The sequence below is a fragment of the Streptococcus parasanguinis genome (genome assembly GCF_964238605.1).
GTDB classification, from domain to species: Bacteria; Bacillota; Bacilli; order Lactobacillales; family Streptococcaceae; genus Streptococcus; species Streptococcus parasanguinis_AJ.
Genome location: NZ_CAXSMM010000017.1, coordinates 1 through 20,707 on the forward strand (window position 1 = coordinate 1; position 20,707 = coordinate 20,707).

Consider the following 20,707-nt stretch of genomic DNA (forward strand, 5'->3'; position numbering starts at 1 on the left):
AGCCCTACTCAACTGTGCGGAGGTGGGACGACGAAATCGAATTCTAACGAATTACCGATTTCTGTCCCACTCTCTTTCTTCCTTATAGGATATTTTCATATTCATCGCGGACAGATTGAGGCCAGACACTAGTTTGGACTTCACCGATATGTTTCTTACGAAGCAAGAACATAGCCAAACGAGATTGTCCGATCCCTCCACCAATTGTAAGTGGGAAAAGACCATTTAACAAAGCTTTGTGCCACTCTAATTGGAGACGATCCTCGTCCCCGGTAATCGCTACTTGGCGACGAAGCGTATCTTCATCGACACGGATCCCCATTGAAGACAACTCAAAGGCTGAACCTAGAACGTCATTCCAGACGAGGATATCACCATTCAAGCCCTTGTAGCCATTTTCAGACTCTGTTGTCCAGTCATCGTAGTCAGGCGCACGTCCATCGTGTGGTTTGCCATCTGCAAGCTCTCCACCAATCCCGATCAAGAAAACAGCTCCGAATTCTTTGGCAATGGCATTTTCACGCTCTTTTGGAGTTAAATCTGGATAGCGTTCCACCAATTCTTCTGTGTGAACGAAGGTAATTTGTTTTGGAAGAACTGACTCAATATCATAGCGCGCTTCTACTGCTAATTCTGTCAAACGAATCGCCTTGTAGATCTTTTCAACCGTTTCTTTGAGATAGGCGATGTTGCGTTGACCATTTGGGATGACTTTTTCCCAGTCCCATTGGTCTACATAAACAGAGTGGATAGCATCTAGCGAATCTTCATCTGGACGAAGGGCCTTCATATGGACAAAGAGACCTTCTCCTTCGCCAAAACCAAAACGGGCCAAGGTATGGCGTTTCCATTTTGCAAGTGAATGCACGACTTCATAAGTCTCATCAGGAATTTGAAGGACCTTGACAGATACCGGATGTTCAATCCCAGAAAGGTTATCCTGCATCCCGTCTCCGACCTTGCTCAAAATTGGCCCTTGGACTTCAATGATGTCCAATTTATCTTTTAAATATTGTGTGAAAGTCGTTTTAACAAACGAAATTTCCTTTTGTTGGTGGATAAAACTTTTTTTCATATAGTTCCTCATTTATAGACATTTTAGAAATGATTATACTCTTTTTTCAATCAAAATCAAGTCTTTTCATTCGTTTTCAACTGAATTTTTCTCTTGCAAAAAGGATTCATTTTTGGTAAACTATACGTAACTTTTAAAACGTTACATAGGAGAAGCGACATGTTTGATGCAAAAAAACTAAAAGAAAGACGCCTGGAAAAAGGCTTGACCCAAGCAGATGTCTACGAGGATCTCAAGATTTCTCGCAAGACTTACTCCAGTTGGGAGAATGGCTTAGCGGAGCCACACGAAAAAAATCTCAGGAGGTTGGCCAAGCGCCTCTCCGTTAAAGAGGACTACTTTATTAACAAAGACTCCGCACTCTACACCTACCCTTTATTAACCCCACCTCATCAAAAGAAAGTCGACCAGTTGGCCAGCCAGTTATTGGAACAGCAGCAAAAAGTTGTTTCCTTGACAGCTTATAAGGTTCTTTCGATTGAGCTGGCAGCCGGTTTGGGACATACCTTTTATGACAACGAAACAGACTATGAAACTGTCTATTTTGACCAAGAAATCCAGCACGATTTCGCTTCTTGGGTATCAGGTGATTCGATGGAACCCCTCTATCCCAACGGCTCTGTTGCCCTCATGAAGCAGACTGGCTTTGACTATGATGGGGCTGTCTACGCCCTCATGTGGAACGGAAAGACCTATATCAAGAAAGTCTATCGGGAAGCGGAAGGTTTGCGCTTAGAATCCATCAACCCTGACTACGATGATTTATTTGCTCCCTATGAAGACGAGCCCAAAATCGTCGGCATTGTGGTCGGGCATTTTCTTCCACTCGATGTTTAAATATGCTATTTGATTATTCACGTGAGCCTCATTCTGATATTGCTTTTGTGGATATGAAAAGTTTTTATGCCAGTTGTGAATGTGTCCGTCTAGGGCTCAACCCCTTGACGACTTCTCTTTGCGTCATGAGTCGGAGCGACAATTCTGCTGGCCTAATTTTGGCGAGCTCTCCCGTTTTCAAACAAGTCTTTGGCAAGAAGAATGTCAGCCGTAGCTACGACCTACCTTTTGACCTCAAAACCAGAAAATTTAATAGCTATGTCGCTAAAAAACAAGGATTGCCCACAGATCCAGCCTTTATTGCATCCATTGAATCCTGGGCCAAGAGGACCCTGATTGTCCCTCCTCGGATGAATGCCTATATTCAGGTCAATATGGAGATTCAAAAAGTCTTTCAGGAATTTGCGGCACCAGATGATATTTTCCCTTACTCGATTGACGAAGGCTTTATCGATCTGACTTCTTCCTTAAATTATTTTATTCCAGATCCCTCCCTCTCTCGAAAGGAAAAACTGGATCTCCTTTCTGCTAGGATCCAAAAAAGGATCTGGCAGGAAACTGGCATCTACTCTACCATCGGCCTCAGCAACGCCAATCCCCTTCTTGCCAAGCTAGCCTTGGACAATGAAGCCAAGCATTGCCGAAATATGCGCTCCAATTGGTCTTATGAAGATGTAGAAAGTAAGGTCTGGAAACTGCCCCAGCTCACTGATTTTTGGGGCATTGGACGTCGCACGGAAAAACGATTGCAAAAGATCGGGATCACGTCGATTGCCGAACTGGCTCAAGCTCACCCCGATCTCTTAAAGAAAGAATTTGGAGTCATGGGCCTTCAACTCTGGTTCCATGCTCATGGCATTGATGAAAGCAATGTCCACAAGCCTTATCGTCCGAAGTCACGAGGTATTGGTAACTCTCAAATCTTGCCCTATGACTACCATCTACAAGCCGATATTGAACTGGTGTTTCGTGAGATGGCTGAACAGGTGGCTATTCGCTTGCGACGGAAAAAAAAGAAGACCCAACTGGTCTCCATTCATGCCTCCTACTCCAAAATCGAGGGGCTTCCATCCATTCACTGTCAGCAAAAGATTGAGCCTACCCAATCTACCAAGGTTTTATCCGATACGGTTCTGCGGCTCTTTCGCTCCAAGTACGAAGGAGGAGCCATTCGGCAGATTGGTGTTTTTTATGGAGAACTTGTCGAGGAGTCTCTTCAACTCTTTTCTCTCTTTGATGATCCAGTAACACTGGAAAAAGAGGAGAAACTTCAGCAGACCATTGACCGCATTCGGGATCAATTTGGCTTTACCTCTCTTCAGAAAGGCTCCTCATTACTAGAAAACTCACGCGCCATTGCACGCAGTAAACTAACAGGCGGACATTCCGCAGGAGGCTTAGATGGATTAACATGATCGACCGTTCTTATCTCCCTTATCAATCCGCCCGCGAATTTCAAGATCGTGGCATGGCCAAATGGGCTGGCTTCTTTTTATCCGAGCACACAACCGCCCTGCATACAAAAGAAATTGACCGCAGTCAGCTCACGGTTCTTCCACTTGCTGAACAGATCCAGCTCCTGGAGCAGGCCTTTCAACAACAAACGACGATCTCGATCACAACTCTAGAGGGGAATCAATTTGCAACCTACACAGGTTCGATTCACACCTTATCTGCTTCTGAGCTTCTTCTCAAAAGCGATGGCCACTACCACCGTCTCCTCGTAGACTCTATCATTTTTATTGAATCTGAGGAAACACCCTATGAAACCTATTCAGACTAAACACGAATTACAATTTGATTATTTTTCGGAGAATTACCACCAATTTGAGACGGACTTTTACAAGTGGGCCGCTACTTCTACGCCACTCGTCTTTTTAGAAGACGATATTCTCCACTCTATGGCAGCAGGCCAGCGAAACTACTTTCGTCTTCACCACACCAAAAGTCGGGATCATCGAGACCATTATTTCTATTTTAAGGTTTCCACACTCTCCCAATCACCCCTGACCCGTATTTACGCTTATACAGGACATCATTTACAAAAGATAGTTCCTCATCAAACAGAGAAAAAGGATAGCTTGATCTGAGAAGCTATCCTTTTTCTAATTTTTTATATTCACTACAGTCCGTACGAGTGATTAGAACCCATCTACGTTGGTGTAGATTTTTTGTACGTCCTCGTCGTCTTCAAGAACGCTGTAAAGTTTTTCAAATGTTTCCAAATCTTCACCTGACAACTCAACTTCTGATTGAGGAATCATTTCCAATTCTGTTACTTGGAATTCTTCGACACCTGATTCACGCAAAGCAACGATCGCTTTGTGAAGATCAGTTGGAGCAGTGTAGACTGTGATCGTTCCTTCTTCTGCTTCGACATCATCTACATCCACATCTGCTTCGAGTAAAAGCTCAAAGATCGCATCCGCATCATCACCAGCAAAGACGATGACACCTTTGTTGTCAAAGAGGTAAGATACAGAACCTGAAGCTCCCATGTTCCCACCGTTTTTACCAAAAGCAGCACGGACATTGGCAGCTGTACGGTTAACGTTTGAAGTCAAAGTATCAACGATCAACATCGAACCATTTGGTCCGAACCCTTCGTAACGTCCTTCTGTAAAGGTTTCGTCAGTGTTTCCTTTTGCCTTATCGATCGCTTTATCAATCACGTGTTTTGGCACTTGCGCTTGTTTCGCACGGTCAATAACGAATCTCAAAGCAGTATTTAGTTCTGGATCTGGTTCACCCTTTTTAGCAGCTACATAGATCTCCACACCAAATTTAGCATACACTTTTGAGTTGGCACCATCTTTGGCAGTTTTCTTGGCAACAATATTGGCCCATTTACGTCCCATGAGGATTCTCCTTAAATTTTTTCAAATTATTTTCAATCTTTTATATTATATCACAAATCACAAGACTTGGAAGAGTTTTTTGCGTATCCTTCCAATTGGAGTTGCTCGACTATTCACCCTTTATTGATCTTCCACTCTCACTGGCACCCGGCCCCAGATCTGCTCTGGCAATTGGGGATGGCCTAGTTGATACACCTGATCCGCTTGTTGGGTCAAAGCATCCCAAGGTTCCTTACCAATTCGGGTCACGATTTCTACTGATTTTTTCAAGCCTTTGAGATGAGCTTGTCCCTTTGCGGAAAAACCTAAGACATGAATGGCGTCGGGAAGGGCTTGTTCCGTTGCCCCTACCAAGATGTAGGTCAAGATGCGGCGCACTCGCGCCTTAGTATAGCGCTTGGTTGCGACTTTCTCCACCAATTCTTCCACAGAGCTAGCACTTCGAACCGCATCCTTTATCCGATTGGCCAGTTCCTCATTTACCTGAAAAATCTGTGTCAAATCCGGACGGGTTAGGATTTGATAACGGAGCAGTTGGTCATAATTCTCCCAAGATACCTGTGGAGCCGACTGAAAGAGTTGGCTATTAGGCATGAATCTAGCGACAAAGCCCTGATCTTCCTTGTGCAGGCGTAGACTAGTGGCAGAAGCATAGGCCACCTCTTTTTCTTCTGAATGGTAGCCTGCTCCCTGGCGTTGGATAGCCTTGAGCGCAATCCCCTTCCCAGCACAAGCCTTGGCATAAGCCAAGCCCAGGATATGATTGGGAGTAGCTCCTGTGACCTCCACTCCAGCAAAGGTTTCCCACATTTTTTGGGTCTTTTGTGGATAGGATAAATCGTCAGGAAGGCTTCGCAAGAAAGCTTCCATTTCCGCCTCATTCTCCGAGTAGACTGTCGCAATCGCTTGGTAATCTAAGACTTCTTCTGTCCCAAAAATCAATTGGTCAATTCCTAGACGGGACAAGATTTCTACCGCTCCCTTGGCAAAATGATCAGCCGACTGAACAGCCACGAGAAAGGGGAGCTCGACCACCAAGTCTGCTCCATTTTCCAAAGCAATCTGGGCCCGTGTCCACTTGTCTACAATGGCAGGCTCGCCACGTTGAACAAAATTCCCAGACATGACCACAATCTTCAGACCTTCTGCCTGTTCCAGCAGGTACTTGTGTCCATTATGAAAGGGATTAAATTCTGCAATAATACCTGTAACTGTCATGCTGTCCTACTTTTGTGCTACGAAGAACCAACGTTTGCTGGTCTTTATTGGCGCTTTATCTTCAAAGTCAGCGTACAATTTGAAAGATTTAAAACCAGCCTGCTCCAGCAAAATGTCATAGGTTAAAACTTCATAGGTGCGTTCCTCATGAACTTCATCGTGGCGACTAAAGCTGCCATCCTCTTCTTGGACAAAGAAAGTCAGCTCATGGACGATCGAGTGAGGGGCTGCATCCTCATAGGTATCCCAGAGCATGGCAAAGTCTTCCGCGTTTTCGTGGTAAGAATAGCCTGGGAAGACCTCATCTGTCTGATAGGTCGAATGGACATCAAAGATAAAGACTCCGTCCTCATTGAGGGCATTATACACTTCTTTAAAGACATCTCCTACTTCTACCTCGTCTTGCATATAACAGATAGAATCCGAGTAGCAGGTCACGAAATCATAAGTGCCTGCTTGCGAGAGATCCAACATATTCCCCTCGATAAAATCAATCTTCTGCTTGGCTGAAGCAGCTCTTTTTTCAGCAATTTTCAGCATGTCAGCACTCAGGTCTAATCCTGTCACATCAAAACCAGCTTGGGAAAAGCGGACAGACTGGATCCCTGTCCCACAAGCCAATTCCAGTAATTTTTTCTTATCTTTTGTCTTTGGGAGATGGCGGAGGGAAAAATCCGTCCACAAATCATACAGACTGTCATCCATGACCGCATCGTAGACCGCCGCAAACGTTTCATAAGTCGCCATATTCATGATACCAAGTCCGCCCGTAATCCGTTAGAAAATTAGGAGCACGACGATGGAGCTAAGCTCCAAGGAGAGCTATCTATTTTCCGAGGATTACAGGACGGGTTCAAATCCTTTCTAAGATACAAAGAGCGTTAAAAGCAAAGAGAAAATAGGAAACTTTCTGCCGTATCGTCAGATACAAAGGAAGTTACTCTTTTTCTCACAGCTTTTAGCTCGTGTTCAATTAAGAAAATAACCAAACACGAGGCCCCATCCTTTCTTTCCATAGAATTTCAATTTAACCAACAAAACTCAGTTGCTGCCAACTGAGTTTACCTGCTTATGCTAAGGCTGCTGAAAGATCGACAGCACTTGCTTCGTGCCATAGCTTTTCTAGGTTATAGTGGGTACGCATTTCTTCTGAGAAGACATGGACCACCACACTACCTAAGTCAAGAAGGACCCAACCTCCAGCTGAATCACCTTCGACGTGGCTGGCATTGCCACCAGCTTCAACGACCTTCTCACGAATATTTTCAGCGATAGCCTCCAATTGGCGGCTGTTCATAGAGCTTGCGATGACAAAGTAGTCTGTCACGCTGGTCAAGCTTTGAACATCCAAAGCTACAATGTCTTCCGCACGCTTTTCATCTGCTGCTTTGACAACTAGTTCAAGTAGTTCTTTTTCTTTCATGTAATCCTCTTTCCTTAAAAAATTGATTTGTAATCTAAGACATCCGCAAAACGTTCTGCCCAAATATTTTCATAAAATTCATTAAGCGTTTCTGCCGGAATATCCTCTCCATCAAAGGTTGTGACAGCTCCTTCTGGAATGACCAGCTTGTAGCCGTATTCAAATCCCACTTTGACGGATGTATCGACACAATATTCTGTCTGCATACCACACAGGACCAGTTGTTTAATCCCTTGTTGATCCAAGTATTCTATTAATCCTGTCTCTTTAAATATGCTATTGTACCGCTTCTGAAATACCTTCTCATCTGCCTGCCTCTTCAACAAGGGCGATAATTGCCAATCTTCCGAGGTTAAAGCCTCTGGCATTTCAATATGCTGCATGTAGATAATTTCAATCTGCTCTTTTCTAGCCTGATCCTGCAAATAAGCGATCTTCTCTAAGAGCTTTTCGGTTTCAAAACCTGTTTCCACTAAGATATTTTGTACGTCAATAATGATAAAAGCTGTCTTCACTCACTGCTCCTCTTTCAAATACTTCACAAAGGCGTTATAGGTTTCGATGGTTTGGGGATAAATGGGCAATCCTTGGTGAGCTAGGTGTTCGACTGTGCGAGCCGTCTCATAGGCCACGGCACGATCCAAGGAAACTTGGGCGATGTCACGTGCTTGATCTACCCCTGGGAAGGACCTGTTGTGCTCAATGTAATCTGCCACATAGACAATCTTGTCTAAGGTCGACATCTGTCCACTCCCCACGGTGTGAATCTCAATACTGCGAAGAATGGCTGGGTCTGTCAGTCTGAGGTCTTCTTGGATCTTGTAAATCCCGACCATCCCATGCCAGACATTGTTGCCCCAGTTTTTTAATGCTGGATCCAGCTCATAGCGATCGATCAAGTCCAGAAATTCCTGATCTGATAATTTCTTGGCGTAGTCATGTAACAAACCTGCTAAGCCAGCCTGCTCTTCATCAGCCCCATAGCGTTTGGCCAAGTCACGCGCAGCCTTCTCAACCCCTAAACAGTGAGTAAGCCGCTTTTCTGGCAGGATTTGGCTCATTTTTTCAAGCAAGACCTCACGAGAAAAGCCTAGATAGTTTTCATAGGTCATTGATACAATCCTTCTTTCTTGATGTAGTCCAAGACTGGTTTTGGCAACATAAAATTCGGCGTCCGGCCTTTGGCTACAAAATCACGCACCATACTAGAGGAGATGTCCATGAGAGGAACATCCACCCAGATCACCGGATAAGAAGTCCCTGCCTTATAGCGTGGTCGCTGGACCCCGACAAATTGTACGATCTCCACCAATTCATCGATGCGGTGCCATTTTGGTAAATAATCAACCATATCTGCACCAATGATGAAGTAATAATCTGTGTCTGGATCCCGTTCATTGAGCAAGAGCATGGTGTCGTAGGTATAGGAAATCCCTTTCCGCTCGAGTTCAATCGTCTCGATCTCCAGACCTTCAATGCCTTCAATGGCTAATTCCAGCATCTTAAGGCGATGGTGCTCTGCAATCGTCTCCTTGGCATCGACATGCGGTGGCTCATACTCAGGCATCAAGAGCACCTTATCTAACCCTAATTGTTGGCGCACTTGATCCGCAACGACCAAATGGGCATTGTGGACCGGATTGAAATTTCCACCCAAAATACCAACTTGTTTGCGTTTCTTGTCTTTGATCTCTGGCTCTAACTCTACCTTGGTAAAGGGAGTCAATAGTTCAATTGCCATAGGTTTGCTCTCCTCGATGTATTAAATTTCTTTTACCTTCGCTGAAATTTTACGATTTTCTTTTTTGCTCGATTGTTTAAACAAGATGAGAATCCGACCAATCTTTTGGACCGTTTCCACACCGATTTCTTCTTCCAAGATTTCTGCTACTTCATGGATATTCTCATCCGTATTTTGAAGAAGGGTCACCTTGATCAGTTCACGCGCATCTAGCGCTTGGCGCACACTGGTTTTGATTTGGTCATTGAGCCCATTTTTCCCAATTTGGATAATGGGTTTAAGGCTATGGGCTTGGCTATTGAGGAAAGCCCGTTGTTTAGATGTTAATGTCATGCTTTTTTCATTGTTTCTTTTTTGATACTTTTCTGATGTGGTGGCGGTCGTCAGCGACCTCCTAGCGGAGTTCCATGACTTAAATTTGAGCCTAAAGTCTCAAATTTTCCGCGCCTAAGTAGTAAAATATCTACTTAGGCTTTCACCACAGCGAAAAGTATCCTTCCTAGGCTCGTTGCACTAGCCCAGTCTACAAAGAAACTATTTCCTTTCAAATTTTTAAATAATAGCTTTACGGGTAACGACGGCGACGCCTTCTGGTGCCCAGACGGCTACTTTGGCTTCTCCATTGACGCGGATCCAGCCCAGTCCTGAGATGACCAGGTCTGTCTTGTCCTTGATGGTAAACTCATGAGAAACCAGGGGCGGGAATTCTTCTTTTTCCTTGCTATTAGGTGGGGTTAGCAAGCCACCGACATGCTTGTTATAAAAGGCGGTCGCGCCCTCTAGCTTGGTTCGGTGAAGCTTGAGTTCGTTGTCAAAAAAGGCGGTGAAACCTTGCTTTTCTCCCTTGATAAAGTCAAACCGTCCCAGACCACCCAAGAAGAGGGTTTGCTCTGGATTGAGCTGATAAGTCTTGGGTTTGATTTCCTTTTTAGGGCTGACATACTTGAGGTTTTTTGCCGTCAAGTAATGAGCCATTTGGTGGCGATGGATAATCCCTGGTGTATCGTAGATGTAGGACCCATCGTCCAGTGGGATTTCGATCTTGTCCAGTGTCGTCCCCGGGAAGCGAGAGGTCGTGATGATATCCTTGTCGCCTGTGATTTCTTGGATGATTGCATTGATGAGGGTCGATTTCCCAACGTTGGTCACCCCCACCACATAGACATCACGGCCCTTGCGGTACTGTTCGATCTTTTCCATCAAGTCCTTGATCGCACTCTTGTTTTGAGCAGAGGTGAGGACCACATCGACAGGACGCATGCCTTCTTCGTGGGCCCGCTCCATCAACCAATGGGTCACCTTGCTGTCCTTGACAGACTTAGGCAATATGTCTTTTTTGTTTCCGACCAAGAGGACATCATTTCCTGCTACAAAGCGTGGTAGGCCAGGGATAACGGATCCATTAAAGTCAAAAATATCCACTACATTGACCACGAGAGCATCACTATCACCTACTTCGTGAAGGAGTTTTAGGAAATCATCATCTGTCAGATGCACATCTGTGATTTCATTGTAGTGACGCAGACGGAAACAGCGTTGGCAATAAACTTCACCTGTTTCCAGGCCCTTTTCAAGAGCTGATTGGGGAGTATAGCCTAGCCCCTCTTTGTTTTCTGTCTGAATGGGGGCTCCACAGCCAATACAGAATAATTCTTCCATTCTTAAATTCCTTTTTTATATACAATCGGACCATATTTTTCGGCCATTTGCTTCATAACCCGGCGTTCACGCGCCCGGTTGATCTGCGTCTTGATGGAGTCATGCTCTACCAAGGGCTTGACCAAAATCGAACGAATACCCGCCCGATGAGCAGCCCGAATATCGGTCATCAACTGATCACCCACCATGACCACTTCATTTTTTTCATAGTGGAAACGTTTGAGAGCTCGATCAATCCCAAAAGTAAAAGGCTTAAGCGACCACGCTTCATAGTCAATATCAAATTTCTCAACCGCACGCTTGACCCGTTTGGGACTATTATTAGACACCACAATAACCCGGATCCCACCATCACGAAGGTCATGCAACCACTGGCGCATCTCCGGAGTTCCATCCGGATTGTTCCAAGCAATCAAGGTGTTATCCAAATCCACAAGGACTGCCTTAATACCCTGTTTTTTCAAGTCTGCAACGGTGAGATCATAGGCTGCTTCCACCGCAAAATCTGGTTTGTAATTTTCGATTGACACGTTTTTCTCCATTTTTTATACTCCTTTCATTGTAGCATAAAAAGGCCCATTTTGCACTCGCTTCACGACTAAAACAACGACAGACTCCTATCAGGTCAATTTCACTGCTCAAAAAATAGACAAAATCCTTACAAAGTTCCAAAAACATGGTATAGTAGAAGAAAAAGAACTCGGAATTTTTTATGAAACAAACAAGCTTAAAAGAGGTCTCTCCTCTTCTCCAGCGCATCATTAATTGGTCCTCCATCATCGGAGCTCTTGGGACCTTGGCCTTTTGTATCTGGGCCTACTTTGCTGGCATCCTTCAATCCAAGGAAACTTTGTCAGCTTTTATTCTACAAGCGGGCATCTTTGGACCCCCTCTCTTTATCTTTCTTCAGATCCTTCAGACAGTGGTCCCTATTATTCCCGGCGCCCTGACATCTGTAGCAGGTGTTTTCATCTACGGTCATATTATCGGGACCATTTATAACTACATCGGCATCGTCATCGGTTGTGCTATTATCTTCCATCTCGCGAGAATGTACGGGCCTAAGTTCGTCCAATCCATGGTCAGCCAGAAGACCTATGACAAGTATATTGGCTGGCTCAATGAAGGCAAGCGGTTCGATCGCTTCTTTATCTTCATGATGATCTGGCCAGTTAGTCCTGCCGACTTCATCTGTATGCTGGCAGGTCTGACCAATATGACCTTCAAACGCTACATGTCCATCATCATCCTCTGCAAACCCATCACCCTGGTCATCTATACCTACGGCCTGACCTATATCATCGATTATTTCTGGCAAATGGTCTAAAGCATAACACCACCTCCTAAAGACTAGGAGGTGGTGTTTTTGTAGTTCTATGAATAGTTTATTACTCTCTATTTCGCAACCCAACCAATCGCGTCTGCAGGAGGATTGTCCACATCGATCCAGATGAAATCAATGCCGATTTCACCGTTTTTGAATTTAGTAAGACGGATACCATTGATTTCTAACTGAGATAATTTCTTACCCGTTAAGATCTCTCTGTCTTTTAACTGAAAGACCCCACGAAGAATCCAATTTCCAAGGATTTCTTGCTTATCAGTTGATTGAATGGCCTTCCCAGCTTCTTGGTTGATATAGGCCGTAATCACATCACCTGATGATAAAAATCGTAGCTTAAAGGTCCGTTCTTCTTTTGGGAGCACAAGTTTACTTGTACCTGTCTCAAACCTTCCAATATCTTTACCAAAAAAGTCCGGACGCTCCTCATGAAAATGTTTGGAGTCTGGAAGAGGAATATACACTTCACTGACTGGACGATACACCAGCTGTTCAATTTCTTTGATTAGTTTTTCATTCCCCGTCTCGTGTACAAAGCGAATCAAGTCTTCACGAATGGACTTCATCTGGGCTTTTTCTTCCTTGGTAGACCATTTTTTCAAGAGGATTTCTTCTAAAGAAAAAGTCACAAAAGCTAGTTCTTCTGGAGCCAGACTGTCTTTAAATTTTTCCTGAATCTTTAAAATCCGTGGCAAGCGATCCTTCTTGGCCAACTTTGATCCACCATTAAAGGCATTAAAACCAGAATTTTCTTCTACATTTCCATGCTTGTCTGTGATCACCCACGACACCGTCTCAAGAATCTCAGTATCACTTTTTTCTGAGGTCAATAAGTGAAGATGTTCAAAGAGATAAAAGGGATCTTCGACATAATTCACATCCCAGGTATCAACCACAATCTCCTTATTCCTAAAGGTCATATGGAGCTGACTATCTGCAGCCGTATATTTGTAATCATGCTGGCCGTCCGTAAAACGGAAATTTGTCGGATTGTTTTTGGTCGTTGATCCTAGAATCTTGAGATGGTCTAAATCAACCGGCAAATAAGTTGTCTCTCCTACATGGATCTGAGGCTTGTGTCCTTTCGAGGTCGGCATCAAAACATGATAGACGGCTTCTACATGACTAGCATCATCATGAAATCCCTTTATGAGTGCTTTGGAGGATTCAATCCGTTGATTTCGCAAAGACGCAATCTCACGGGCCAGTTTTTCATAACGGGCATCATTTTCTTTATCAGCTGTTTCCTTGTCCGGTGAAATCTCAGCCTGAAATCGGATTTCACTCAACAGCTCATTCCAAGACTGCGAATCTTTCTTAAACTGAGCAATCTTTTGATCCCCTGAATCCAAACCAAAGGATTTAATCCCAACCAAATACTTATGTTGCTCATCAACGACAACCGAAGCATCATAGGAGGTATTAGCAATATCCTCACCAACCGCATGAAAAGCTTTTTGGAAAACAGTCTCTTGGAATTTTGAATTGACAATCGGAGCAACATAGCTTTCTCGATCATCAGAATCTTCACCTTCTGCTTTTTGAGAAAATGCTTCACTCAGACTAGCAAAATTGGTAATGAGAGTCTTATATTTCTCTTTTTGTTCTTTTTTTAAGTGTTCCCACATCTATTCATCCTCACTTCTTATTTAAGTATATCAAAAGAAGACTAGATTTTCACTAGTCCTCTTACTTATATAATTCGTTAAATAATGCTGTAAAACTCCAAATTCCCACGTTTTTTTACCAATCTGAAATAATCTTCATCTGATAAAATTGCAAGCCCATCCTCATAGGAGGCAATCTTCTTCTCTGCTTCCTCATAAGTGGAGACAAAATCTTTCACATAAGACTGACCTTCAAATTGACCATTCATCTTGGTGTAGATAATGGCAAATTTTCCTGAACGATCCAGTTGAGACGGCCCATTGCTCTCATTAAGGGCAAAAGCAATCCGCTCTGCAATGCGTTTAATCACAGGAACAACTACGCTATTTCCAGCTTGTTTGTAGAGCTGACCATTGGAAACCCCCTCAGGGATTTTAAAGGATTTAGGATAGCCTTGAACATTAAAGGTTTCTTTGGGAGTTAACTTCCGAATCTCGCCACTGTCTGTCAAGATCAATGGAACATTGTGTCCACCTGTTCCCATATTGGCTGTCAAGGTAGGGACTACACCGTTTTTGTTTTCACGGACATACTGACGACGCCATTGATAAACCGTATCTTGACTAGTCACTTCAAACTTCAACTGATCGTAGAAATTTTGTTTCCCTTCTCGATAATAGTAGGCCTCATCAGGCTTGGCACCAAAATCAATGACATCAGCCAAGGTCGTTGTTAGTTTGATTTCCTCTGGGAATTCAAACAAGTCGTAGGCTTCTTTTGTATCAAAACCAACAATGTAGATCCGCTCACGGTTTTGTGGGATATTTCCATAGCCTTTCCCGTTGAGGACCTTCCACTTGATGAAGTAGTTGTTTTCGGTCAGGGCTTCACGAATAACCTTAAAGGTATTGCCATGGTCATGACCGACCATATTCTTGACGTTTTCGATGAAGATAGCGCGAGGTTTACGTCCCTCAATCATGCGAAGTAACTCAAAAAAGAGATCTCCACGATCATCATCAAAGCCCTTGCGGTAACCCGCAATACTAAAGGCCTGGCAAGGGAATCCTCCCATAATCACATCCACGCGCTCAGCTGGAATGTCCTCCGGCTGCACCGCATGAATATCACGACTATCCAAATACGTATTTGGATAATTCAAACGATAAGTCTGACGCGCATACTTATCAAATTCATTGGCATACACCACTCTGAACTCGTTGGTCTGTTCAAATCCCAACTCAATTCCCCCAACACCTGAGAAGAAGGCTGCAATATTGTACTTCTCAGGTCGGTTCGAACTTACAGAATTTGTCATGTAGTAACCTGCTTTCTAAAAATTAGAGATATGTATTGTAAAAATATTTTTTAAATTTTAACTAAAAATTTTGTAACTGATTAATACTATTGGAATAAATAAAAATCAATTATAAAACTCCTTTGGAATTATAACAAATCGGTTCAATGTTTTTGATATGATTTCAATACCAAAATCTATGATATATATATATTGTTTAAAAATCTATAATATATATGTTATTTAAAAAGATTTATAAAACATGTAAATATTCATTAATTTTAGCAGAGGATATTTCCCTACTAAAAAAAATATATTCCATTCCTTTTTTTGATGTTCCTGCACTATAGTTCAATATGTAAGGAAAATATTCAAATTTTGAATACATATGTTGGATTTCTTCGTGAAAATCATATGTAAGAATCCATTTATGCTTACTCATGTATTTGTCAATTGTATTTCGCAATTCTATATGATCTATATGTTCATAAAAGTTTGTATACAATTGTTTTCCCTTAACAAAATAGGGGGGATCAAAGAATGTTAGAGAATACTTTGTACGTCTAATATTTTTTTTAATAAAATCAATAGCATCTAAATTATATAAACTAATTCTATTTTTATTCTTAGCAATTAATTTAATCTTTTTTATTAATACTTCCGTATTATATCGACAATCCATTTTATAATTGCCTGTTTGACTTCTACCACCTATAGGACCTGCTTGAATTATCCCTGAACGATTTGTCCTATTTAGATAAAATGTAGAAAAACCTAATGTAAGCATATCAACATTTTCTTTGTTTTTTTGAATTTCCTGTTGTTTATCCCATTCTTCAATCGTAAATACTGCTTCTTTTACTTTTTTTATAAAAGCCTCAGTATCATGTAAAATTGAAAACCACATGGCATAAATGGACCTGTCAAAATCATTTAACATTATTTTTTTGACATTATTATTAAACAACAATTTTAATGCTACTGCAGCTCCCCCACAAAATGGTTCTATATAGGTATCAATATTGTTGTTTTCCACCAGATATTTAACATACTGATAAGTTTTATTTTTCCCCCCAGGATAACGTAATGGGCTAAAATTATCCATTATTTTCTCCTTCCAGTAATCTATCAAAAATAACAGAAAAATATCTCTTAAATTTCCGACCAGTTGATTGAATTGTTACAATACTAGTCTCTGTTTTATAATCATGAATTAAACCATTCAGCGTTTCTATATCAATATCGTGTTTATTCAAAGCTTTTGATTCCATTTTTGAAAGTTTTTCAGTTGTCACCAAATGATTTTTAACAGCTGAAACAAGAGCAGGTAATTTTTCCTGCGGTTGTTTTAAATTAACCAAGTCAGCATAAGCCCTAGTACTATACTCTATTAAATTCCTTAAAAGAAATGCAATGATAATATGATCACCTGTATTCATCGACAAGACATTACAAGTTTGCAATTTTTTAATTACTTCACAAATTTTGAGGTAATTAGAGTTAGATGATAATTTTGCCAAAGACTCATTATACCAATTTTGATCAAATAGCACTTGATAGTCATGTTGTTGATTATTAACAGCTATATTTAAAAAAATTTTAAATTTTTTAACAAAACCATTGTATTGGACTTCGATATCATACTTTCCATTCTCTGAAATAGAATCAATGATATTATCTTTAATCACAATATTTCTATGAGAACAACTAATTGAGATTTTTGTATAATCCGAACTTTGTTTTGGAATCTTGTTACCTTTTTCGTCCACTAGATCAATACATTTCATTAAATTATAATTACTTTGTTCAATAGTTATCTGAGTGCGAGGAACAAAGAATTTATATTTCATTTCTTGATTTTGTGTATTATTAGTATCTGTATTGTTCTCACATGTATCATTTAATGGTAAATTAGATGATTTTCCGTTGTCCTTTCGACTGTTTTCCGTAATTTTTGTATCATAATTTAGAAGATCATCTGATGAGAATTCATCAGATGATTTCTTTATTTCAAAATCATTATATTCTCTAATTTTGTCAGCTAAACCTGGTATTACTTGTCACTTTTGACAATTTCATTCCATTGTCTTTGTACACTAAATACCCGTGTATCTAATTTTTTATCAATCCAAACTGCTTTACCTAGTAATCCTAATATTTCATGATAGACTTTTTCATTTTTTGCTACAACTTGAAATTCATCATTAAACTCAAGTTTTAACTCTTTAATCAATGGGCTTAAAACTCTCGATACAAGAACATCTGTATCTAAATGTGTTAACTTTTCCAAATCAGACTTATAAATTTGGGTTGCATTATAAACTGAAGTTAAATAATTTAGTTGTTTTATAGCATTTCTTATCGCAACTTTTCCTTCTGGAGTAATAATTTTAATATTATCTAAAGCTTCATCACTCGATAATCCATTTTCCTTATATTGGGTATAAAGATTGTGGTAAAATACCCTTTTATCAGTCGCACTCCATGTCTTAATCCCATCAATATGTTTTGCACTAATTTTAAAAAGCGCTTCGTCTCTAATATCTTCTTCTACTACATCACAACTAACTTCAAAATCACTTGGATTCAGATTTAATTGTTTGAGTTTATTTCTCTCTGAACTTGTTAATAGAGATGAATACTGAAACAAAAGTTTCAGCGAAGCAATTCTTCGATTACCTTCTAATACAGTATAATTAATCTTTCCAGCATTTCTACTTTTTAAAACGATAATACGTTCACCTATTGTGTTATACCCGTTTTCTCCAATTTGAAATGCAAGTTCTTTAATCTGTTCAAATTCAATCAAATATCTAATTATTTCTTCCTCAGTATTAAAATCAAACATTGAAAATCTCGGATTATTGAAATCTAGATTAATATTCAAAGGATTTAAGACAACGGTATCAAACATAGCCATTCCTCTCACAACTGATTAAATTATACCTGTTATTATACCACAAAAACACGGTTCATCACCGTGCTTCTGTATTTATTTCACCAACTTCTTCATCTCATCAATACGCGCAACGGTTGCGTCGTACTTCGCTTGGTAGTCGGCTTGTTTGTCGCGTTCTTTTTGAACGACTTCTGGTTTGGCATTGGCTACGAAGCGTTCGTTAGAGAGCTTCTTACCAACCATATCCAGTTCTTTTTGCCATTTGGCTAATTCTTTTTCAAGACGAGCCAATTCTTCTTCAACATTAAGAAGGTCAGCAAGTGGCAAGTAGATTTCTGCCCCTGTGATGATGCTGGACATAACCAAGTCAGGTACTGCTACATCTGCTGCAATTTCCAAGTGTTCTGGGTTTGTGAAGCGTTTGATGTAGTTGACATTATCATTGAAGAAAGCATCAAGCTTGCTGTCGCTTGTCTTGATCAAGATAGTGATTGGTTTACTTGGAGCTACGTTCACTTCTGCACGTGAGTTACGTACTGAACGAATCACATCTTTAAGAGCTTCTACACCAGCTGCTGCTTCTTCGTTTTCAAACTCTGGACGAACCACTGGGTATTCCGCAGTCACGATTGTTCCTTCAGAGATTTGGCCGTAAATTTCTTCAGTCACGAATGGCATGATTGGGTGAAGGAGACGCAAGATTTGATCCAAGGTGTATAGAAGGACAGAACGAGTGATGACTTTTTCGGCCTCATTGTCGCTATAAAGCACTTCCTTAGTCAACTCAACATACCAGTCCGCAAACTCGTCCCAGATGAAGTTGTAGAGGATGTGACCAGCCACACCAAACTCAAACTTATCAAAGTTTTCAGCGACCTTACCGATCGTTTCGTTGAGGTTGTGGAGAATCCAACGGTCTGTGACGTTTCCTGCTTGACCAGCAGCCACTTTAGCCACATTTTCACGTGCCGCATCCAAGGTCAATCCTTCATTGTTCATGAGGATGTAACGTGAGATGTTCCAAATCTTGTTAATGAAGTTCCAAGACGCATCCATTTTCTCGTAAGAGAAGCGCACGTCTTGACCTGGTGCAGAACCGTTTGAAAGGAACCAACGGAGGGCATCAGCACCATATTTCTCGATGACATCCATTGGGTCAATCCCGTTACCGAGTGACTTAGACATCTTACGCCCTTGCTCATCACGAATGAGACCGTGAATCAGAACGTTTTGGAATGGCTGACGGCCTGTGAATTCCAAAGATTGGAAGATCATACGAGATACCCAGAAGAAGATGATATCGTAACCTGTTACCAAGGTTGAAGTTGGGAAGTAACGTTTGAAGTCTTCTGAGTCGACATCCGGCCAGCCCATAGTTGAGAATGGCCAAAGGGCAGAACTGAACCAAGTATCCAAGACATCTTCGTCTTGCTTCCATCCGTCACCTTCTGGCGCTTCTTCGCCAACGTACATTTCACCCTTAGCATTGTACCAAGCAGGGATTTGGTGCCCCCACCAGAGCTGACGTGAGATGACCCAGTCGTGGACATTTTCCATCCATTGTAGGAAGGTATCGTTGAAACGAGGTGGGTAGAATTCTACCTTATCGTCTGTGTCTTGGTTGGCAATGGCATTCTTAGCCAATTGGTCCATCTTGACGAACCATTGCGTAGACAAGCGTGGCTCAACCATAACCCCTGTACGCTCTGAGTGACCAACTGAGTGGGTCATCTTCTCAATCTTAACAAGGGCACCAATTTCTTCTAACTTCTTGATAACAGCCTTACGAGCTTCAAAGCGGTCCATGCCATTGAATTCACCAGCCAATTCATTCATGGTACCATCATCGTTCATAACGTTCACTTGCGGAAGATTATGACGTTGACCAACCAAGAAGTCGTTAGGGTCGTGGGCAGGAGTGATCTTCACCACACCAGTACCAAATTCAGGGTCTGCGTGTTCGTCCCCTACGATTGGGATTGGCTTGTTCAAGATTGGCAAGATAACATTTTGACCAATCAAGTCTTTATAACGGTCATCATTTGGGTTAACCGCTACGGCTGTATCCCCAAACATAGTCTCAGGACGTGTTGTTGCTACTTCAAGGGCACGTGAACCGTCTTCCAACATGTAGTTCATGTGGTAGAAGGCACCTTCGACATCCTTGTGAATCACCTCGATATCAGAAAGGGCTGTACGGGCTTTCGGATCCCAGTTGATGATAAATTCACCACGGTAAATCCAACCTTTTTTGTAAAGCTCTACAAAGACCTTACGAACCGCTTTTGAAAGACCTTCGTCAAGAGTGAAACGCTCACGAGAGTAGTCTACCGAGAGCCCCATCTTGCCCCATTGTTGCTTGATAGTCGTCGCATACTCGTCTTTCCATTCCCAGACTTTATCAAGGAATTTTTCACGACCCAGGTCATAGCGAGAGATGCCGTCCTCAGCCAAACGCGCTTCTACTTTAGCTTGAGTAGCAATACCTGCGTGGTCCATACCTGGAAGCCAAAGCGTATCGAAACCTTGCATCCGTTTTTGACGGATGATGATATCTTGCAAAGTTGTATCCCAAGCGTGACCAAGGTGAAGTTTACCAGTTACGTTTGGTGGTGGAATAACGATTGAATAAGGCTTAGCCTTTTTATCGCCTGAAGGCTTGAAAACATCTTCGTCAAGCCATTTTTGGTAACGACCAGCCTCAACCTCGGCTGGATTATATTTAGGTGAAAGTTCTTTAGACATGTGTG

At 41.8% G+C, this 20,707-nt stretch carries 22 protein-coding genes; 5 read left to right on the plus strand and 17 right to left on the minus strand.

The window, feature by feature from the left end:
* Positions 1–82: 82 nt before the first annotated feature.
* Positions 83–1,075 (minus strand): aspartate--ammonia ligase, encoded by a 993-nt coding sequence (gene asnA, locus ACESR9_RS09790; protein ID WP_003005888.1) that lies wholly within the window; start codon positions 1,073–1,075, stop codon positions 83–85.
* A 159-nt stretch (positions 1,076–1,234) separates the two neighbouring features.
* Here asnA and ACESR9_RS09795 point away from each other — a divergent pair, with 159 nt between their 5' ends.
* Genes ACESR9_RS09795 through ACESR9_RS09810 form a run of 4 tightly spaced genes read left to right on the plus strand, consistent with a single transcriptional unit; the run spans position 1,235 to position 4,002 of the window.
* On the plus strand, positions 1,235–1,912 hold the full coding sequence (locus ACESR9_RS09795) for a helix-turn-helix domain-containing protein (protein WP_373106390.1): 678 nt from the start codon (positions 1,235–1,237) through the stop codon (positions 1,910–1,912).
* Between the two features lie 2 nt (positions 1,913–1,914).
* Positions 1,915–3,327, plus strand: coding sequence for a Y-family DNA polymerase (locus ACESR9_RS09800; RefSeq protein ID WP_373106391.1), 1,413 nt, complete (start codon positions 1,915–1,917; stop codon positions 3,325–3,327).
* Positions 3,324–3,695 carry a hypothetical protein gene (locus ACESR9_RS09805; protein ID WP_049498860.1) on the plus strand — a complete coding sequence of 124 codons (372 nt, stop codon included), beginning with the start codon at positions 3,324–3,326 and terminating at the stop codon, positions 3,693–3,695. Before ACESR9_RS09800 ends, ACESR9_RS09805 begins: the two co-directional genes overlap by 4 nt.
* Positions 3,676–4,002: a DUF5960 family protein gene (locus tag ACESR9_RS09810; protein WP_070594369.1), complete on the plus strand. Its 327-nt coding sequence runs from the start codon at positions 3,676–3,678 to the stop codon at positions 4,000–4,002. Before ACESR9_RS09805 ends, ACESR9_RS09810 begins: the two co-directional genes overlap by 20 nt.
* Before the next feature lie 51 nt (positions 4,003–4,053).
* Here ACESR9_RS09810 and ACESR9_RS09815 read toward each other — a convergent pair whose 3' ends face one another.
* From ACESR9_RS09815 to ACESR9_RS09860, 10 genes are all read right to left on the minus strand, one after another.
* A complete protein-coding gene (locus tag ACESR9_RS09815; protein ID WP_003005873.1) occupies positions 4,054–4,770 on the minus strand; it encodes a YebC/PmpR family DNA-binding transcriptional regulator in 717 nt (238 codons plus the stop codon).
* A 120-nt stretch (positions 4,771–4,890) separates the two neighbouring features.
* The gene (locus ACESR9_RS09820) at positions 4,891–5,988 is read right to left on the minus strand and encodes a nucleotidyltransferase (protein WP_373106392.1); all 1,098 of its coding nucleotides are present in this window, start codon (positions 5,986–5,988) and stop codon (positions 4,891–4,893) included.
* Between the two features lie 6 nt (positions 5,989–5,994).
* Complete coding sequence (locus ACESR9_RS09825; protein ID WP_373106393.1) at positions 5,995–6,735, minus strand: class I SAM-dependent DNA methyltransferase; 741 nt, start codon at positions 6,733–6,735, stop codon at positions 5,995–5,997.
* 322 nt (positions 6,736–7,057) lie between these two features.
* Positions 7,058–7,411 carry a ribosome silencing factor gene (rsfS, locus tag ACESR9_RS09830; protein WP_021152739.1) on the minus strand — a complete coding sequence of 118 codons (354 nt, stop codon included), beginning with the start codon at positions 7,409–7,411 and terminating at the stop codon, positions 7,058–7,060.
* A gap of 14 nt (positions 7,412–7,425) precedes the next feature.
* Positions 7,426–7,926, minus strand: a complete 501-nt coding sequence (locus ACESR9_RS09835; protein ID WP_373106394.1) for a cysteine hydrolase family protein — start codon at positions 7,924–7,926, stop codon at positions 7,426–7,428.
* On the minus strand, positions 7,927–8,523 hold the full coding sequence (gene yqeK / locus ACESR9_RS09840) for a bis(5'-nucleosyl)-tetraphosphatase (symmetrical) YqeK (protein WP_373106395.1): 597 nt from the start codon (positions 8,521–8,523) through the stop codon (positions 7,927–7,929). It abuts the gene before it with no gap.
* A complete protein-coding gene (locus tag ACESR9_RS09845) occupies positions 8,520–9,152 on the minus strand; it encodes a nicotinate-nucleotide adenylyltransferase (RefSeq protein WP_301356242.1) in 633 nt (210 codons plus the stop codon). The genes yqeK and ACESR9_RS09845 overlap by 4 nt, the downstream gene beginning before the upstream one ends.
* 21 nt (positions 9,153–9,173) lie before the next feature.
* Positions 9,174–9,485 carry a ribosome assembly RNA-binding protein YhbY gene (gene yhbY, locus ACESR9_RS09850; RefSeq protein ID WP_003005853.1) on the minus strand — a complete coding sequence of 104 codons (312 nt, stop codon included), beginning with the start codon at positions 9,483–9,485 and terminating at the stop codon, positions 9,174–9,176.
* 219 nt (positions 9,486–9,704) lie between these two features.
* Positions 9,705–10,811, minus strand: a complete 1,107-nt coding sequence (gene yqeH, locus ACESR9_RS09855; protein WP_003014340.1) for a ribosome biogenesis GTPase YqeH — start codon at positions 10,809–10,811, stop codon at positions 9,705–9,707.
* Positions 10,812–10,813: 2 nt separating this feature from the next.
* A complete protein-coding gene (locus ACESR9_RS09860) occupies positions 10,814–11,341 on the minus strand; it encodes a YqeG family HAD IIIA-type phosphatase (protein WP_045759146.1) in 528 nt (175 codons plus the stop codon).
* Positions 11,342–11,523: 182 nt separating this feature from the next.
* On the opposite strand from ACESR9_RS09860, the gene ACESR9_RS09865 reads away from it, so the two are divergent.
* Positions 11,524–12,138, plus strand: a complete 615-nt coding sequence (locus ACESR9_RS09865) for a TVP38/TMEM64 family protein (protein WP_373106396.1) — start codon at positions 11,524–11,526, stop codon at positions 12,136–12,138.
* A 68-nt stretch (positions 12,139–12,206) separates the two neighbouring features.
* Here ACESR9_RS09865 and ACESR9_RS09870 read toward each other — a convergent pair whose 3' ends face one another.
* From ACESR9_RS09870 to ACESR9_RS09895, 6 genes are all read right to left on the minus strand, one after another.
* Positions 12,207–13,781, minus strand: a complete 1,575-nt coding sequence (locus ACESR9_RS09870; RefSeq protein ID WP_369088163.1) for a hypothetical protein — start codon at positions 13,779–13,781, stop codon at positions 12,207–12,209.
* A gap of 77 nt (positions 13,782–13,858) precedes the next feature.
* Positions 13,859–15,079, minus strand: a complete 1,221-nt coding sequence (locus ACESR9_RS09875; protein ID WP_373106397.1) for a DNA cytosine methyltransferase — start codon at positions 15,077–15,079, stop codon at positions 13,859–13,861.
* 232 nt (positions 15,080–15,311) lie between these two features.
* On the minus strand, positions 15,312–16,163 hold the full coding sequence (locus ACESR9_RS09880; RefSeq protein WP_373106398.1) for a DNA adenine methylase: 852 nt from the start codon (positions 16,161–16,163) through the stop codon (positions 15,312–15,314).
* Positions 16,156–16,908 (minus strand): hypothetical protein, encoded by a 753-nt coding sequence (locus tag ACESR9_RS09885; RefSeq protein ID WP_373106399.1) that lies wholly within the window; start codon positions 16,906–16,908, stop codon positions 16,156–16,158. The genes ACESR9_RS09880 and ACESR9_RS09885 overlap by 8 nt, the downstream gene beginning before the upstream one ends.
* Positions 16,909–17,111: 203 nt before the next feature.
* On the minus strand, positions 17,112–17,972 hold the full coding sequence (locus tag ACESR9_RS09890) for a hypothetical protein (RefSeq protein WP_373106400.1): 861 nt from the start codon (positions 17,970–17,972) through the stop codon (positions 17,112–17,114).
* A 78-nt stretch (positions 17,973–18,050) separates the two neighbouring features.
* The gene (locus ACESR9_RS09895; RefSeq protein ID WP_373106401.1) at positions 18,051–20,702 is read right to left on the minus strand and encodes a valine--tRNA ligase; all 2,652 of its coding nucleotides are present in this window, start codon (positions 20,700–20,702) and stop codon (positions 18,051–18,053) included.
* Positions 20,703–20,707: the final 5 nt, after the last annotated feature.